The 18,139-nt window shown below is 38.7% G+C and carries 16 protein-coding genes; 6 read left to right on the plus strand and 10 right to left on the minus strand.

The features are described from left to right. Nucleotides 1-20 precede the first annotated feature (20 nt). Nucleotides 21-2,084 carry an EAL domain-containing protein gene (locus GJS41_RS10275; protein ID WP_154247276.1) on the plus strand — a complete coding sequence of 688 codons (2,064 nt, stop codon included), beginning with the start codon at nt 21-23 and terminating at the stop codon, nt 2,082-2,084. Here the strand turns inward: GJS41_RS10275 and serB are convergent. Beyond that, nucleotides 2,081-2,944, minus strand: coding sequence for a phosphoserine phosphatase SerB (gene serB / locus GJS41_RS10280; RefSeq protein WP_154247277.1), 864 nt, complete (start codon nt 2,942-2,944; stop codon nt 2,081-2,083). The two genes, GJS41_RS10275 and serB, sit on opposite strands and share 4 nt — an antisense overlap. 76 nt (nt 2,945-3,020) lie before the next feature. Here serB and GJS41_RS10285 point away from each other — a divergent pair, with 76 nt between their 5' ends. Beyond that, nucleotides 3,021-4,106, plus strand: a complete 1,086-nt coding sequence (locus tag GJS41_RS10285) for a hypothetical protein (protein ID WP_154247278.1) — start codon at nt 3,021-3,023, stop codon at nt 4,104-4,106. Between the two features lies 1 nt (nt 4,107). On the opposite strand, the gene parC is transcribed toward GJS41_RS10285, so the two are convergent. The 5 genes from parC to GJS41_RS10310 all read right to left on the minus strand — a co-directional run bounded on the left by parC (nt 4,108) and on the right by GJS41_RS10310 (nt 10,482). Then, complete coding sequence (parC, locus tag GJS41_RS10290; protein ID WP_154247279.1) at nt 4,108-6,360, minus strand: DNA topoisomerase IV subunit A; 2,253 nt, start codon at nt 6,358-6,360, stop codon at nt 4,108-4,110. A 56-nt stretch (nt 6,361-6,416) separates the two neighbouring features. Next, nucleotides 6,417-8,306, minus strand: coding sequence for a DNA topoisomerase IV subunit B (gene parE, locus GJS41_RS10295; RefSeq protein WP_154247280.1), 1,890 nt, complete (start codon nt 8,304-8,306; stop codon nt 6,417-6,419). A 161-nt stretch (nt 8,307-8,467) separates the two neighbouring features. Next, on the minus strand, nt 8,468-9,298 hold the full coding sequence (gene cpdA, locus GJS41_RS10300) for a 3',5'-cyclic-AMP phosphodiesterase (RefSeq protein WP_154247281.1): 831 nt from the start codon (nt 9,296-9,298) through the stop codon (nt 8,468-8,470). Nucleotides 9,299-9,341: 43 nt separating this feature from the next. Continuing rightward, nucleotides 9,342-9,833, minus strand: a complete 492-nt coding sequence (locus GJS41_RS10305) for a DUF1249 domain-containing protein (protein ID WP_154247282.1) — start codon at nt 9,831-9,833, stop codon at nt 9,342-9,344. A 37-nt stretch (nt 9,834-9,870) separates the two neighbouring features. After that, nucleotides 9,871-10,482 (minus strand): NUDIX domain-containing protein, encoded by a 612-nt coding sequence (locus GJS41_RS10310; protein ID WP_227551330.1) that lies wholly within the window; start codon nt 10,480-10,482, stop codon nt 9,871-9,873. A gap of 159 nt (nt 10,483-10,641) precedes the next feature. On the opposite strand from GJS41_RS10310, the gene GJS41_RS10315 reads away from it, so the two are divergent. Continuing rightward, nucleotides 10,642-11,313 (plus strand): protein-L-isoaspartate O-methyltransferase, encoded by a 672-nt coding sequence (locus GJS41_RS10315; protein ID WP_154247283.1) that lies wholly within the window; start codon nt 10,642-10,644, stop codon nt 11,311-11,313. A 19-nt stretch (nt 11,314-11,332) separates the two neighbouring features. Continuing rightward, nucleotides 11,333-12,748, plus strand: coding sequence for a TolC family outer membrane protein (locus tag GJS41_RS10320; protein ID WP_154247284.1), 1,416 nt, complete (start codon nt 11,333-11,335; stop codon nt 12,746-12,748). Between the two features lie 5 nt (nt 12,749-12,753). Here GJS41_RS10320 and waaA read toward each other — a convergent pair whose 3' ends face one another. The 3 genes from waaA to GJS41_RS10335 are packed head-to-tail and all read right to left on the minus strand — an operon-like array spanning nt 12,754 to nt 14,781. After that, the gene (gene waaA / locus GJS41_RS10325; protein WP_154247285.1) at nt 12,754-14,010 is read right to left on the minus strand and encodes a lipid IV(A) 3-deoxy-D-manno-octulosonic acid transferase; all 1,257 of its coding nucleotides are present in this window, start codon (nt 14,008-14,010) and stop codon (nt 12,754-12,756) included. Between the two features lies 1 nt (nt 14,011). Continuing rightward, entirely contained in the window at nt 14,012-14,311 is a 300-nt protein-coding gene (locus GJS41_RS10330; protein ID WP_154247286.1) for an RnfH family protein, read from the minus strand. A gap of 38 nt (nt 14,312-14,349) precedes the next feature. Further along, on the minus strand, nt 14,350-14,781 hold the full coding sequence (locus GJS41_RS10335; protein WP_154247287.1) for a type II toxin-antitoxin system RatA family toxin: 432 nt from the start codon (nt 14,779-14,781) through the stop codon (nt 14,350-14,352). Between the two features lie 95 nt (nt 14,782-14,876). Here GJS41_RS10335 and smpB point away from each other — a divergent pair, with 95 nt between their 5' ends. Further along, the gene (gene smpB, locus GJS41_RS10340) at nt 14,877-15,359 is read left to right on the plus strand and encodes an SsrA-binding protein SmpB (protein WP_154247288.1); all 483 of its coding nucleotides are present in this window, start codon (nt 14,877-14,879) and stop codon (nt 15,357-15,359) included. A 159-nt stretch (nt 15,360-15,518) separates the two neighbouring features. After that, nucleotides 15,519-16,427 carry a LysM peptidoglycan-binding domain-containing protein gene (locus tag GJS41_RS10345; protein ID WP_195758382.1) on the plus strand — a complete coding sequence of 303 codons (909 nt, stop codon included), beginning with the start codon at nt 15,519-15,521 and terminating at the stop codon, nt 16,425-16,427. Between the two features lie 10 nt (nt 16,428-16,437). On the opposite strand, the gene GJS41_RS10350 is transcribed toward GJS41_RS10345, so the two are convergent. Next, the gene (locus tag GJS41_RS10350) at nt 16,438-18,138 is read right to left on the minus strand and encodes a serine/threonine-protein kinase (RefSeq protein WP_154247290.1); all 1,701 of its coding nucleotides are present in this window, start codon (nt 18,136-18,138) and stop codon (nt 16,438-16,440) included. Between the last annotated feature and the right edge of the window lies 1 nt (nt 18,139).

Here is an 18,139-nt window from a genome sequence, read left to right on the forward strand (position 1 = left end):
GCTTTTATAGACTATATCCAATGACTAATAAGAAAAACACATCGATCAATACATTGATTTTCTCTTCTTCTGCCAATGAATGCGAAGAATTAGCAAGCCAATTGAAAAACCTTGGTTTAGCCATACGTCATGAGCAAATTGCCAACAGCGAAAAGCTAAATGAACAACTAAAACAGAAAATTTGGCATTTAGCCCTGTTTTCTAGCTCTATGGATAACTTTCCGGTTAAGCAGGCTTTATCACTGCTGAAATCACAAAGAACCTTACTACCAGCCATTTACTTAGCGAATGAATATACCGAGGGAAAGCGTTTAGATATGATGCGCCTGGGTTTAAATGACTGTGTCGATAGAGAAAACATCGATCTTTTATCATGGCTAATCAAACGTGAGCAAAAAGCAGTAGCCAGTGAATTGGAAGCTTTTGAAGCCAATAAACAAATTCTAGAAACTAGCAAGCGTAATGAGCTGCTGCTAGATAGCTCAAAAGATGCTATCGCTTATATTGGCGAAGGGATGCATATCTATACCAACCCTACCTATTCAGAGCGTTTTGGCTACGATAATGATGATTTGTCAGCTTTGACCATTATGGATTTGATTGCCTCTAGCGACACCCAAAAACTCAAAGATTTATTTAAAGAGCAAGCCGAGTCTGCAGAAGAAGTAGAGTCTCTCATTCAGTGCAAGAAAGAAGACGGTACTGAATTTGAAGCTATGTTTATCGTATCTTCAGCGGTTTATGATGAAGAACCCTGTTTGCAGCTATTAGTTCGAGAAGTTGCCGATCAAACCGAGCTCATGGAAAAATTAAAAGAAGCCAGTTCGATTGACCAAGTCACTGGTCTTCTCAATCGACCTGCGTTTGTCAAAAAACTAACAGGAGCGGTAGAGAGTGCTGACGAAACAGGCCTCGATTCAATTTTGTACTTTATTGAAATTGATGGCTATCAAAACTATTTATCCGAATTTGGCATCTCTGCCTGTGATGAGTTATTGGATAGCGTTGCTAAATGGCTAACCTCTCAAACTCCTGATGACTCTAGCAAGGGCCGTATTAGCGATAGTAGTTTCGCGATCTTACTCAGCGAATCAGACAGCCTGCCAAGTGAGTTAGCAAGATTGCTTTGTCAAGAAGTCAAAAACACTAGCTTTGAAATAGCCGGTCAAACCATCAAAATCACCTTCAGTATTGGTACCGTTACTACTACTGAAAATCAATTACAAGCTGGTAAATTCCTTGCTCAAGCAAACGCTATTTGTAACAAGGTCAAAAACGATGGCGGTGATGGTTTTAAAATATTTAATCCAACTCTTGATACTCTTTTGAATGAGAAAGAAAAAGCTATTTATGATGAGTTTTTAGAAGCTAAAGAAGCTGGCAACATTAAGGTCCTATATCAACCTATGATGCCATTGAAAGGGAGCAGTAACCGCCAGTATTTATCTTTCTTCCGTTATTTAAACGAAAAAGGCGAGTTAATTTTAGGCGATGGTATCTTTAGTATTTTTGAAAAGTTAGGCGTCGATGCAGAAATTGATCGCTTAAGCATTAAAACCGCACTTAAAGAATTAGCAGACAAAGATAAAAACAAACGGTTAAAATTATTTACCAAGCTAAGTCCAGGAACCTTGGTCACAGAAGATTTGCTTGAATGGCTGCTCGATGCTATTGAGAAAGCTGTGATTGAAACTAACCAGGTCGTACTGTGCGTAGAAGCTGATATTGCTCAATCTTATCTAAATCGTGTGAAAATTTTAAGTGAAGCTTTGGCTGGCTGCGATATTGGCCTATGCCTTAACAATATTGGCGTCAAAGACAAAGAATTAGTAGCAGAAGTAAAACCAAATTACATCACTTTAAGTGGCGACTTCATTGATACCCTCAAGTCAGATGGTTCTGAAAAGGTGGTCTCTCTAACGAATATCACTAATCAAAATAAAATCATGACGGTAGCCACTAAGCTCGAAGATGCTTCAACCCTTGCTCTTATTTGGCCGCTAGGGATTGATTTCGCCATGGGTAACTATGTTTCCAAACCTCTTGAGAGCATGAATTACGACTTTACTGAAAACGACTTCTAGAGACTTCTTGTAAATTCAAATAAATCTATCAAAACCGCCATTGAGGAATATTTCAACACCGAACTGGCGCTTTGATTAACTGCCGGTTTGGCATCGTAAGCAATTCCGATTCCAGCCGCTTGTAACATTAATAAATCATTAGCTCCGTCACCAATCGCCATCGTTTGTTCTGAAGTAAGATTTAATTCGCTTCTCCACTCGTTTATGGCTTTGGCTTTTTCTTGCGCATTAATGATAGTTCCTTCAACTTCTCCAGTTAATTCCTTATCGTCTATTTGCAACCGATTGGCACGAATATAACTAAATTCTACCTGTTGTTTTAGACTTTCGGCAAAAGGCGTAAAGCCGCCAGAAGCTATAGCTAGTTGGCATTTTTGAGAAGTTAAGTATTGGCAAAATTCTTTAACTCCAGGATTAAACTCAAGCTTAGCTGCTAAATCTTGAATCACACTCTGGGGTAAACCGGCTAGATGCTTCACACGTTGGCGTAAACTTTGATTAAAATCTAATTCTCCTTGCATTGCTAACTCAGTAATTAAAGACACTTCTTGCTTTTTATTGGCATAGTTAGCCAGCTCATCTATAACTTCTATTGGGATTAGCGTGGAGTCCATATCAAAGACCACCAGCTCTGGTAGCTTTAATGGCGATAGTGAAAAAATGTAATCTAACTGATGTAATTCTAATTTCGCTTTAATCTTTCGGAGTTTCTGCTGAGTTATTTCGACTATCGCCAAACTCTTGCAATTTGTTGCAGGAGTATCTTTGATGATAATTTTTTTAAAATCAAAGTTATTATCCAACAAGGCCTTTAGGGCGACGATGGAGTGACTAGAACTAATAATATACAAATAGGCCATTGAGAATATCGCTTTGGATTGCACAACAGGTTTTTAAAGTGTGCTATATTATTGAAAAATTTATGGAATATTACCAGTGAAGTTACCGCATAAAGTATCTCAATGGTTAAACTCGATACCAACCGTTAAATTTCTATTTTTATTAGCAGTTTTTTTGTTATTGTATGCGGTAGCTGCCCAAAGCTTTTTATCCTTTAAGCAAAAAGATTATCAAGACGTCCAAGCATCACAGTTAATCGATTTCATCATTAAGAGTGGCGATCAACAACTAAAACCCTTGTTAGTCGCTAATCGTTATGAAGCTATCCCTGAAGTTTTAACGAGTTTACTAACTTATCAGCAGCTACAGAGCCTCGCTGTCTATCAAGCTAATGGCAACTTAATCGACAAAGCGGTAGCAAAGTCTTCAAAAGAAGACCAAAATTTCTTGCCAAAAGTTTCTTATCTATCCATTAAAGAACAAGATACGGCTTATATTATTTATCAATTTAATGCGCCCAACTCTCAAGTTTCTTCGAACCACCATTGGCTTTATTATTTATCAGGAGTTGTTTGGTTATTGGCAGCAATAACCTTGCTATTCAAAATCAAGCCCAATAAAGCTACTAAGCCAGTTATTGCAGAGCTAGAACCTCGTGTGAGTTACCGATCTGAATTAAAGCAACTACTCAAACGTAGTCAGCAACAGCTGGAATCATCAAACTTATTGATTATCCATGCCAATTGGGAGCTTTATAATCAAAAACCTAAACAAACTCTATTATCTTTATTTAACAAGTGGACAGCTCATAATAAAAGCTCGTTAGTTTCATTTGAAAATGATTTGCTGATCTTTGCCTTGCCCGAAGAGTTGGGTTTAGATAACTTTAAAAAAATCCAAATTCTTGAATCTTGCCTTAAACAGTTGGATTTCAATCCGAAACTTTTAATAAACAACTTAAAGTTTGAAAATGCCGTATATCAACATTTCTTTAGTATCGTTGAGCCCGGATTATGGATAGAAGCAACTGAAGATTATTTACAAACCTTAAGCGATATCATTAAAACAGATATTGAAATTGAAGTAGAAGATTTTGGAGAGTTTCATTTGTTGATGATTGACGCTCTAACCGCAGATGATGCCATGGTTATTGAGCGTCAAACTCGTTTTTTACTGCAATAAACTAATCTTTAGTTTCAACCTGCATAGAATCAACTCGCTGAAAGCCCCTTGGCAGCTTGCTGCCACGCCTACCACGCTCGCCGCGATAATGCTCAAGATCTTTTGGTTTCAAAGTTAAATGGCGCTTACCTGAATAAATTACTAAAGAGTCTTTTTCAGAAATTATAGCCACTGCTACCACAAACTCTTCACGCAGCTTTAGCCGTGCAGTTGGAATACTGATAATTTTATTACCTTTACCTTTGCCTAATTGCGGTAAATCTTGTAGCGGGAAAGCAAGCATTCTGCCTTCATTAGATACCGCAACGCAATATTGGGAATCATAGTCATTCACCCGCCTTGGTTTTAAAACTTTAGCACCGGATGGTAAGGATAAAAATGCCTTACCATTTTTGGTTTTAGTGACTAAATCGGAGAATTGACCAACAAAACCATAGCCTGCATCTGATGCAAACAAGAATTTTTGCTCATCTTCGCCCATGATAGTGGCTAAAAATTCAGCTCCAGCCACAGGATTTACTCGACCGGTTACCGGCTCACCTAACCCCCTTGCAGAAGGTAAGGTGCTCGCCAGCAAAGAGAAGGTTCTGCCAGTCGAATCTAAAAAGACCGCATATTGATTGGATTTACCTTTACTGGAATCTAGGTAATCATCACCAGAGCGATAATTCATTCCTGCAGCATCAATATCATGACCTTTAGCACATCGTACCCAGCCTTTTTCCGATAAAACTACTGTTACAGGTTCCGTTGGCATCAAGTCCGTTTCTGATAATGCTTTAGCTTCTTTACGCTCTACGATTTGCGATCGGCGCTCATCGCCAAAGTCTTGCATTGCTTCTTTAATTTCTTTCTTAATTAAAGTTTTCATACGAGCTTTTGAGCCTAAAGTTAACTGTAAATAATCGGCTTCATCTTCCAGTTCTTCTTGTTCTGCTCGGATTTTCATTTCTTCTAACTTAGCTAGATGTCGAAGCTTTAACTCTAAAATAGCTTCAGCTTGGCGATCGCTTATTTTGAAACGTGCCATTAGTTTAGGCTTTGGCTTATCTTCAGTTCGAATAATATGAATGACTTCATCAATGTTTAAAAAAGCAACCAATAAACCATCTAAAATATGCAGTCGGTCATGCACTTTATCTAAGCGATATTGTAAACGGCGTCTTACTGTTTCATACCGGTAATCGAGCCATTCTTTTAAGAAAACGCGCAAGTTTTTTACTTGTGGTCTTCCATCAATTCCTATCACATTCATATTAACGCGATAGGTACGTTCTAAATCAGTTGTCGCGAATAAATGATACATTAGCTCATTAATATCAATACGATTAGAGCGAGGTATAATGACTAAACGAGTTGGGTTCTCATGATCGGATTCATCGCGTAAATCAGAGACCATTGGCAATTTTTTTGCCTGCATTTGAGCAGCTATCTGCTCTAAAACTTTTGCTCCCGATACTTGGTGCGGCAAAGCATCAATAATAATTTCACCATCTTCCACTTCAAATCGAGCACGCATTCTTATGGAGCCACGCCCTTCTTGATACATTTTCAAAAGGTCATCAGCTGGGGTAATAATATCGGCATCTGTTGGGAAGTCAGGTCCCTGAATGTGTTGCATTAATTCAGGGATATCGGCTTTTGGGTTTTCTAGTAAATGGATACAAGCATTCGCAACTTCAGTTAAATTATGCGGAGGAATATCGGTTGCCATCCCAACGGCAATGCCGGTGGTGCCATTAAGTAATAAGTTTGGCAAGCGTGCCGGTAACACTTTAGGTTCCTGCATAGTTCCATCAAAGTTAGGCGCCCAATCAACAGTACCTTGACTAACTTCGGTCAGTAAAACTTCAGAATATTTTGCTAAGCGCGATTCGGTATATCGCATTGCGGCAAAAGATTTAGGATCGTCCGGTGCACCCCAGTTTCCTTGACCATCCACTAATGGATAGCGATACGAAAACGGTTGCGCCATTAAAACCATTGCTTCATAACAAGCTGAATCACCATGCGGATGAAACTTACCTAAAACATCACCAACTGTACGTGCAGATTTTTTATATTTTGCAGTAGCTTTTAGACCCAGCTCGCTCATAGCGTAAACGATACGTCTTTGCACAGGCTTCAGACCATCACCAATATGTGGCAATGCGCGATCCATAATCACGTACATGGAATAATTCAAATATGCCTGCTCAGTAAATTCTGCAAGCGGCTTTTGTTCAATTCCTTCGTAATTGAGTTCTTCAGTCATCAATTATTCTCTTACTTTAAATTTCTATTGATATCAGCTTGTTTAAACAAGCTGAATTAAAAGTCGGCTTTATTGCCCTTTTCTTCTAACCAAATTTTTCGATCAGATGCACGCTTTTTAGAGAGCAACATATCCATAACCTTTTCAGAGTTATCACCACCATCAATGGTCAGTTGAACCAAACGGCGCGTTTCTTGCGCCATGGTGGTCTCTCTCAATTGCTTAGGGTTCATTTCGCCCAAGCCTTTAAAGCGCTGAATCTGCACTTTGCCACGTTTTTTCTCGGCTTTGATTAGGTCTAAAACACCCTCTTTTTCATCTTCATCCAGTGCATAATAAACGTCTTTACCGATGTCAATACGATAGAGTGGCGGCATTGCTACATAAACATGACCCGCTCTAACTAGCGGCCTAAAATGCCTTAAAAATAGTGCGCATAACAAGGTTGCAATATGTAAACCATCGGAATCAGCATCAGCCAAAATACAAATCTTTCCATATCTCAGTTTAGATAAGTCATCAGAGTTTGGATCAAGGCCTACCGCAACCGAAATATCATGCACTTCTTGCGAGGCCAAAATTTGCGAAGAATCTACTTCCCAAGTATTTAAGATCTTTCCCCTTAGCGGCATAATCGCTTGAAACTCTTTATTACGAGCTTGCTTTGCAGAGCCACCTGCAGAATCACCTTCAACTAAAAAGAGTTCACTTGCCATAGCATCTTGACCAACACAGTCTGCTAATTTGCCAGGTAGCGCTGGGCCTTGAGTGATTTTTTTTCTAGCGACCTTCTTACCTGCTCGCATGCGCTTGTGCGCATTAGCAATTGCTCTTTCGGCTAATAAATCGCCAATCGTAGGATTTTGATTCAACCATAAACTAAAGGCATCTTTGACCACACCAGCGACAAATGTCGCGCATTGCCGGGATGAGAGTCTTTCTTTGGTTTGCCCTGAAAATTGTGGGTCATCAAGTTTTACCGACAAAACATAAGAAATACGGTCCCACATATCATCAGCCGTTAGCTTAACTCCACGTGGTAATAAATTTCTAAATTCACAAAATTCACGAATAGCTTCAATAACACCATTGCGCAAACCATTAACATGAGTTCCACCTTGCGCAGTTGGGATTAAATTTACATAGCTTTCTGCTAAACAGTCACCACCATCGGTCATCCACATAAAAGCCCAATCAACAGCTTCTGACTCACCTTGCATCGAACCAACAAATGGCTCATCGGGTAACTTTTCAAAACCAGAAGCAGCCTCTAAGAGATAAGCGGTTAAGCCATCTTCATACAACCACTCTTCTTTTTCGCCGCTTTTCTTGTTATCAAAAATAATCTTTAAACCAGGACATAAAATCGCTTTCGCCTTTAAGACGTGTGAGAGCCTGGAAACAGAGAATTTTTCTGAATCGAAGTATTGGGTATCTGGCCAGAACTTTACTGAAGTTCCTGTATTGCGTTTACCAACATCACCAATCACTTTTAGATCGGTTTTCTTAAAACCATCTTCGAAAGCCATACTATAGTGTTTGCCATCTCGTTTTACTGAGACTTCAACTCTTTTTGAAAGAGCATTCACGACCGAGATACCAACACCGTGTAAACCGCCAGAAAACTGATAGTTTTTATTGGAGAATTTACCGCCGGCATGTAATTTTGTGAGAATCAACTCAACTCCAGGGATACCCTCCTCTGGATGAATATCCACTGGCATTCCGCGGCCATCATCAATGACTTCTAACGAATCGTCTTTATATAGAATCACTTGCACCGTTTTAGCATGACCGGCTAGAGCTTCATCGACACTGTTGTCGATTACTTCTTGCGCTAAATGATTGGGGCGACTAGTATCCGTGTACATACCCGGACGTTTTTTTACAGGATCTAAGCCACTTAAAACTTCAATAGCTTCTGCGTTATATTGCTGATTTGACATAAATTACTGATTTATAAGATTTAGATAATCTTGAGTTATTATTTGAATGAAATTGTTCTGAAATACCCAATATATTGAGCTTCCTTTATCTAGCCATCCTATAAAGCTCGATCAGCAAGTGCAAGTAAAAATTAAACTATAAAACAGATTTGAGGTAATAATTAATAGCCAGTGGCAGTCATATCAAGACTAAGCTTGAAATCATTAACGCGAATCACTTGCGTCTCCACTTTACCTGAAGGATAACAATGGTAAATACGATAACCCGGTAATTCTTCACTGACAGCAAACTCGCTTGAATTTTGCTTAAATTGTATACAAGTTGAAGGGGCGGAATAATAATCAATATTCTGTTGGGTAACAGAAAGATCTTGGTGAATATGTCCAAAGCCGCAAGCTTTCACCTGTTTAAACTCAGACAGCATAGCGGTAAATTCTTCGCAGTTCTTTATGCCAATATCATCAATCCAATCCGCATTACTATAAACTGGGTGATGATGAGTAAAAACTAAAGCGTTAGAATCATTCGTGTTCAATTGTTGTTGGATCCAGTGCATTTCATCAGACGATATTAAACCATGCACTTTCCCTTTAACTTGACTGTGCGCCAGTAGAATTTGCCAATTTTTAATGTCGAGTTGCTTGTTAGTTTTGATATGACCAGCTTCAGCAAGCGACTCAAGAGCATCTACCTCATCATGATTTCCAGCCAAACAATAAATAGGGCAGTTAAACACTTTCATCGCTTGCGCAAAAAACTCATAAGACTCGGCGGATAAATCTTGCGAAATATCGCCAGTCACGATAATCAGATCAATATATAGATGATTGGCTTGGATTAAATCCAATGTAGCGAGAAAGCTCTCGCGAGTGTTCACTCCTAACAGTGAACCCGATTCATCTGCAAAAAGGTGAGGATCGGATATCTGAATCAATTCCAGCGTATCGACTGTTTCTGATGACTTAATAATCGCAGGCTCTAGTTTACTCAACACACTGATATTTAATTAATTTTCTAGAATTATCACTTATTTTTCAGGATAAAAACGCCAATTGCGTCTTATATTCAATATCGACTTCGCCATATTCGAGACAAAAACTGAGCCATTCGCCTAAAAAGCGATTGAGTTGAGCTTTTTCATCAACTTGTTTCATTTCTGGATTAGGCTGCTTAAAAACCGGTGGCAGCATAGAGTCATGCACCCCTGAAAGCACTTCAGCCATCTTGGCATCATGATAAACCCTAACACAAAAAGTTCTGTGTAAGTGTTTTAGCACTTCTCCTTGTTGAAACTCTGGTTGCTTAAACCCTTGCTGCTTAAGTTCCACAGTCTGAGTGTAACGACTTGCCTGTAATAAACTAATAGCGAGCGAAGGCTGTTTTTGAAAATGCACCTGTGTAAGTGGTGCAATTTTGCTTATTGAAGCCATTTCAGGAAGCAACTTCATGAATTTTGCATAATTAGTCGTAGACACAGCCATAAAAGAGCGCAAATCTGGACTATATTTTTTTTGAAAATTACCCATGCAAGTTTTAACTCTTAGTTCTTAATTCTTAACTCATTTAAAAATCTTTAAAATCTAACTGGCCTTCGTTAAGAAAGAACCATTGTAAAGCAATCAGTGCCATAGAGTTATTTATATGACCTCCTTGCAGTTTTTGCAAGGCTTCATCTCTCGATAGTTTCACGACCTTAATATCTTCGTGTTCAGAGTCTAGTCCTGCAAAATCTGAAACCGAGTTAGCCTCGACCACTCCCAAGAACAATGCAATCCTTTCATCAGAGCCACCAGGGCTTGCCCAGTATTCTTGGATTGGCATTAATTTTCTGATCTTAGCGCCAGCTTCTTCCATTGCCTCTCTCTGAGCCACTTCATCATCTTGTTCATTTTGCTCAACTAACCCTGCAACGATTTCCAACACCCAAGGCGATAAAGGATCTTCAAGTGCTCCTATTCTGATTTGTTCAACCATTACAAAGAGCTGTTGTATTGGATCGTATAACAACACACCAACCGCTTTACCTCGAATCAGTAATTCTCGTTGTACAGCATTTTCAAAACCACCTTGATATTTCAAATGGTCAAATGTCAATTTTTTCAATTGCATAAAACCGTCATAAAGCAGCTCTTCTTTGACGATATTTATCTGCTGATTTGTAAGTTTGTTTTTCAATAGTTTATCTCATTGAATTTATTGGATTAATTAGCTAAAAGCCTCTAGTATTGTACAGAAGTTAAAAACCAAACATAGACCATTTCATAATCTGTTACACTTGGTTTCTTGTTTGAAATAACAATAACTTATATGCTTTTTAGCAAATGAGAGGAGTCTATGCAAAGTCAACATTCATTCAATGTCGAGCAAGCAAGAATTAATATGGTAGAGCAACAAATCCGCCCTTGGTATATGTTTGATAACCAGGTATTAGATTTGTTTGCAGCTATGCCCAGAGAGGAATTCGTTCCTACTAGTTATAAGCAGCTAGCATATACAGATAGCAAAATTCCTCTTAGCCAAAATCAGTACATGATGCCGCCACGCGAGGAAGCTAGAATGCTCCAAGCGTTAAGCATTAAGAAAACTGATTTAGTTCTGGAAATAGGTACAGGTAGCGGCTATATAACCGCATTATTAGCGACCTTAGCGAATAAAGTTTACTCCATAGATATTATTAAAGATTACTTGGAGTCAGCACAAGAGCAATGCCAATCCTTAGGGTTAAGTAATATCGAATTCGAGGAAGGCGATGCCTCTAATGGCTGGTCACACTATGGTCCTTATGACGTGATTGCTATTACTGGAGGGTTTTACGAATTACCTGAGTCCTTTAAAAAGTCCTTAACCATTGGGGGACGATTGTTTTGTATTGAAGGAAGTAAGCCAGCGATGAAAGCAAAGCTAGTTACTCGAACTGACGAGGATAATTGGCAAGAAGAAGTATTATTCGAAACCGAAATTGAACTACTAATAAATGCAAAAAAGGCTGAAGCCTTTTTATTTTAAAGAGAAAGAGACACTGTTAATGAAAAAGAAATTGATCGCATTGAGCATTGCATTAAGTTTTAATATAGTCACCCTTAATGCAGAAACCCAAAGCTTAAGTAACGCTACTAAGACGGATCTGATGAGCGCTTATCAAGATGCTCTAAAAAACGACACTCAATACTTGATCAGCCATGCTAATTTAAAAGCTACTGAACAAAGCGTCAGACTTAGCCGTTCAAGTTTGCTACCTCAAATTAGTGCTAGTGCAACTCGCTCTAGAAACGAAACAGATTTTGAAGGACAAGGCCTAGATGGCAGTCCCTCCGATCCTTTTACTAACCTCAGTGAAGGCACAACTTATAGAGTTCAACTCAATCAGTCTATATTTGACTGGTCAAACTGGGTTGCTTTAGATCAGGCGAATTTGCGCTTAAAAGCATCGGAGCTCACTCATGGCTCTAACTTGCAAAGTCTAATCACCAGAACCGCGCAAAGTTACTTTAATGTCTTATCTGCTACTGAGAATTTAAGCACTACTCAATCAGAGTTAGAGGCGTTAAAAAAACAACTAGATCTAACGCGAGAGCAATATGAGTCTGGACTTGCAAACGCTACCGACTTTTTGAATGCCCAAGCTAACTATGATCAGTCGTTGGCTAATGAAGTATCTTTAAAAAACAGTTTAACTATTGCTAAAGAAGCTTTGCGCCAAATTACTAACAATTACTACATACAACTTGAGGGTATGGGGGATAGCTTGAAGCTTTCAGACCCATCGCCAAATAATATTGAAGACTGGACTCGTGTAGCAGCACAAGAAAACTTAGGATTAAAAGCCCAACAATATAATGTTAAAGTCGCAAAAAAAGACATTGAGCGCAACCGAAGTGGTCACTACCCCTCCTTAGATCTGAATGTTACCTATAGCGATAGTGATTCGGACACAGAAAGAAGTTTCCCGCAAGGAATTTCTCCAAACATCGCGCCTCCAGGGACGGTACAAGATACATCTAACCAACAGCAAGGTTACAATGCTGGTTTAACTTTAAGCGTCCCAATTTTCTCAGGCTTTAGAGTAGATGCTCAAACAGAACAAGCAAAACAAAATTATTTAACGTCGTCTCATCAACATGAGCAAACAGCTAGACAGGTTCAAGCCAGTGCTAGAAATGCCTTTACTAATCTTCAAGCAGCTATTATCTCATACAATGCTTATAAGAGAAGTCTTGAATCCAGTCAAAGTTCCTTAGAGGCAACCCAAGAAGGATATCAAGCCGGTACAAGAAATATTATTGACGTTTTAAATGCAACGCGAAGTTATTACAATGCTCGACGTAATTTGACCCGCGCAAAGTACGACTACCTAATTAATGGTTTAAATTTAAAATCAGCAGCAGGAACGCTGACCGAAGCTGATTTACAAGAAGTTAATCAGTTGCTGCTTAATTACTAGTAAAATTAGACCTTAGGCAAGGTGCCTTGGATAACAGTCACTACTTTTTCTAAGGCGCCTTTATTTTTATCAATAAAGGCTCTAGCCTTTTCACCCATCAGCTCTGCCTCAATATTATCATTCGCTAACAGAATTAATTGAGTGGCAAGTTGCTGATTATCTATAACTACTCTTGCGGCATCTATATCGATTAATGAATCAAATAGATATTGGAAGTTATGATAATCAGGGCCTGTTAGAACTGGTTTAGAGTAATAGGCGGCTTCAATTGCATTATGGCCACCGATATCAACAAAGCTTCCCCCGATAAATGCTACGTTTGATTTTTCGTAGGCAAATAACAACTCACCCATAGTATCTCCAAGCAAAACACTAGCAGACTCTTTCCAGCTCGACCGCTCTGAGCGTCTGGAGAATTGAAAACCATTCTGTGAGATTAACTCAGCGACACTTTCAAAGCGTTCGGGGTGTCTAGGAACCAAAATCAATTTGGCACTTGGAATAACTTCTGCCACTTGCTTATGTGCCTGCAATATTTGCTCATCCTCTCCGTGATGAGTGCTTGCAGCTATCCAAACAAATTCTTTATTCCAATAGGGGAAGTACTCATCAAAATTGGCCTGAGGGAACTCTGCATCAAACTTAATATTCCCAGTTATTTCCACATTGCTTTTCGAAACACCTGAGCTCACAAAACGCTGAGCATCTGCTTCATTCACCGCTAAGACTTTCGATAGCTTTGAAAATAAAGATTTGCTCGCATCTTTAAAGAACGAATATTTTCTGGCCGATGATTCAGAAAGGCGGGCATTGGCCAGTATTATAGGTATCCTTTGTTGATTTATATAACTCAACCAATTGGGCCAAAGCTCAGTTTCCATGATAACCACTAGCTTCGGTGATACTCTCGATACGAACCGTTTGATACTTCCAGGTAAATCGCACGGCGAGTAATAATGAGTAATTTTGTCACCTAAATTTTCTAATAATAATTTAGCGCCCGTGGGCGTGGTGGTGGTAACTACAATGTTCAATTCTGGGTTTGACGATAATAATTTATTAATAATCGAAATGGCACCACTGGTTTCACCCATAGAAACGGCATGAAACCATAAGTCGGTACTCTTATGTTTTTTTACAAACCCAAAACGTTGACGAAACGGCTCGCGATACTTGGGCGGTTTTAAACTTTTAAAAAACCAGCGGATACACATCAAAGGTGAGAGCAAATAATAAATAAAGGTATAAACTCCTTTAACCATATTATTTATTTTTCCCTGCGCTTGCTTTCAACGCTCTTTGCTTCCTGACTTCTTTAGGATCGACTATTAATGGACGATATATTTCTATACGATCACCATCATGCAAAGTATCGGTTAATTTCGCTAATTTACTAAATATACCAACTTTACTAACCGCTAAATCTATCTCTGGATAAAGCTCTAAAATACCAGAAGCTTTGATTATGACCTCAAGACTATCATCTTTATCAACCTGCAGACTCAGTAGCGTTTGTTTATCAGGGAGCGCATAAGCAACTTCAGCTTTAATGGTATCACTCATAAATATAAGGCCCTATTCGTTTCGTCAAAGAGTAAAAACTAGGCATATACTAATTTTGCCCTTGCAGTAAAAGCGTCAACAAAACTTTCTACCAGCTGGTTAAATACTTTTCCAAAGGCTAACTCTAATAACTTATTAGAGAACTCAAACTCTAACTGCAGTTCAATTTTAGAAGCTTGCTCAGATAGGGCGCTAAAAGTCCAAACACCATTTAAAAACTTAAATGGTCCATCCACCAATGACATAACAATTTCACTATGCGGAGTATTGCTATTCTTAGTAGTAAATGACTGTTCGAAACCGCCTTTGGCAACATACAAGACAGCCGTGACTTCATGTTCAATTTTCTCAAGAATTTTTGAGCCCGAACAATAAGGCAAAAACTCAGGATAGTCTTCTATTGCATTGACCAATGCAAACATTTGCTCACTGCTAAACGGAACAATGGCTTGTCGATGTATGCTTTTCATGGATATTAAAATAATACTAATTGATAGGATTGTAGCATCTGCACTAACCAGAATGCTATAATTACCAAAGTTGATTAACTACACATGAACCCATTTTGGCAAAACAAAAGAAAAATAAAGCAAATTCCAATACCATTGCTTTGAATAAACGAGCAAGACACGATTACTTCATAGAAAAGACATTCGAAGCAGGCTTGGTATTACAAGGATGGGAAGTGAAAAGCCTTCGCGCTGGCAAGGCTAACTTGGCCGAAAGCTATGTTTTGCTAAAAGATGGCGAGGCCTGGTTATTTGGTTGCCACATCTCACCACTATTAAGTGCTTCGACTCATATAATTGCCGACCCAATGCGCACTCGTAAGTTGTTATTACATGATCATGAACTCGCTCAGTTATACCGCGGCGCTGAACAGCAAGGAAATACAGTAGTCGCTTTGGCACTATACTGGAAAAAGTCATTGGCAAAACTCGAAATTGGGCTTGCTAAGGGTAAAAAGCTGCATGATAAACGCGCAACAGAAAAAGAGCGCGAATGGAATAAAACCAAAGAACGTATTATGAAACATAACGTTTCTTAACACAGGTCACAATCTGTAATACATTATTTGAGCTTAAGAGAAGTATCTTGTTAAGATAACTAAAGTGTTTAATTAAGAAGACCTTCCAGAGTAACTATGATTCGAATCAAATCCACAAGCCTAGTAATTTCGACATTAATAATATCGAGCTGCTCTTTTGTGCAAGATAGGAGCGAAGAGCTGGTTCAAGTGGTTGATGCAACAGAATCAAGTTCTCACTCAAGCACAAAGCCAAAAAATGAAGTTCGTAAATCAGTAACTCCCCAAGAGTATGTCGTTAAGAAAAATGATACCTTAGGTAGTATTGCCCGAAAAACTTTAGGCTCTTCTATTTATTATCGCCAACTTGCGTCATTTAATTCTCTTAATGAGCAGCAGACATTAAAAGTTGGGCAAGTTATTCTTATTCCTACGAATATATCAGTTTCGCAAACTACAAAGGCAACACCCTTAAAACGGCCTTCTACTTCGACAAAAGAGCCATTGATTATTGCAAGTCAAAAGTACCCAGAGTTGAATAGCCTCATTTCTCAGCAAAAATACAATCAAGCCATTGATTGGGCTTTAACTCACCCTAACCTAAAGGCAGATTTAGGCTTACAAGCAAAACTAGTTGAAGCAACTAGCCTGCAAGCTGATAAAGAACTGGAAGAAAGAGATTATTCTGAGGCAAGTTTTCTAATTAATGGTTTAAAAGCTAATCAAAACCTAGCTGGTATAAACAAAACGCAATTAACTAGGAAGGCAACGCAAATTCAGTGCAATCAATTAAGTCACAATGCTTTGCAGAAGGTAGGTAAAGGTCAGATCGATGAGGCCTATAAAGATTTAATGCAGGCTCTAAGCCTAGATAAAAACTATTCCAATTCTCTAGACTTGTTCCTTCAAGCCAGAGATTCTGTGACTGAAACCATGCATCAAGAAGCGCTAAAACTTTATCGTAATCAACAGTTAGATAAAGCTTCTATCCTTTGGAGTCAAATTTTAAAATTAAAACCTAATGATGATTTAGCGTTAGTTTATACAGATCGAGTTAAAAGCCTACAGAAAAAACTTAAAGGGTTATAAAAAACAATATTTAATCAGTAATAACTATAGTCTTCTCGATATCTTTACTTTGAGTAATGGCATCCTCTAGCTTAGCATCAACTTCAACAATATTGATTTTCTGAGTACGAGTTAAGCCCGCCATTTTTTGTGATAACTGATTGATTTCTTGCTCCATACGACCAAACTCATCATGAGTAGTTATCGGTAAGGCTGAAGCCTCTCCATAAAGGCGGATATCATGCAGCTTTTGACGACTAAGATTTATACGTTTAGCAAAGCGGTTACTCAACCAATAAATACCTACAAAAACGACTAGCAAAATTAACAACATCCAAATAATCATGGTCAAGATAGATGAGTTTGATGCCTGCTGCAAATTAGCTCTACTTAATGCAACGTTAACTCGCCCCACTTCTTTTTGCTGATACATGATTGGACTATCAAAAAAGTATGCGTTCTGGCTAAAGCTTACGTCATCAAAATAAACGCTTCCTTGTGCGACGCTTTCTACTAATTCCCATTCAGTATTTTTCCCAAAAGCTTTATCTACATCCACTTTATTATTACTACTAATGATAGTGTCACTTTGATCTCTAATACTCAAATAAAGCACTTGACGATTTTCAGCAATGGTTTCTGTTATTGACTGAAGCGTTAGGCGTTCTTCTAATAATAAAGGCTCAGCAGTTTCGCTGGCAATAATCTGACTAATAGAAAACCCATAGTCATACATCAATTGGTTCATCAGCCGCGTTTGCTTTTGATTAACCCAAACCATCCCAAGTATCATAACTAAAAAAACGAAGCTTGAAAGTCCAACCGCCCAGCGAGCACTCATGGAAACAAATTTAATCTCAGTTAATCCTTTAAGATTTTCAAGGTGCTCCTTTTCTAATTTATCCAGTTCCTCGATCAAGGTTTCTGTAGACTCATAGCGCAAATCTGGATTCTTTTGTAAAAGTCTAAAGACAATAGTTTGCCATACAAGTCCAGCCTCAAAATTTAAGTTTAAAGGTTCAGGGTTTTGTTGCAGTACAGCTTGCAAAATAGCGGCGTGATTAATTGCTTTAAACGGTAATTCACCCTTACTCGCTTGATATAAAATAACTCCTAGCGAATAATAATCAGTTTTGGTGTCAATGCCACGCCCTGAAATCTGCTCAGGCGACATATAAGCAGGAGTACCCATAATTTGCGAGTCACGATCGGCATCATTCGAATCCTGTTTTAGTTTTTCTTCCAGGAACTCACTTTCAATTTTAGCAATACCAAAATCGGTAATTTTAAAACTAGCACCATCATCGATAACAAATATATTTTCAGGCTTAAGATCTCGATGGATAACACCTTGCCTGTGAGCATAACCTAAGGCCTGGCTTAAACTTCTAGCCAGAGGTATTAGCTCATCAAGGCTCAGCACACCTTTCTCGTATAGAAATTCATCCAAAGTAACGCCATCCAATAATTCCATGGCAATAAAGGGCCGCCCATTCCAAATACCTGTATCGTAAATAGTAACAATCGATGGATGACTCAATCGGCCTGCAGATTTTGCTTCGCTAACAAAAAGCTCTCGATACTCTACCTTTTCTATTAACTCGTGCTTTAAAAGCTTAATTGCAAGCTCACGTCCTATGTCTGGGTCTTGCGCTTTATAGACAACGGACATAGCGCCACGCCCAAGTTCTTCTAGAATTTTGTAGCGCCCAATAAAGGTATTTTCGACCATA

It is taken from the genome of Kangiella sp. HZ709 (genome assembly GCF_009674675.1).
Classification (GTDB): domain Bacteria; phylum Pseudomonadota; class Gammaproteobacteria; order Enterobacterales; family Kangiellaceae; genus Kangiella.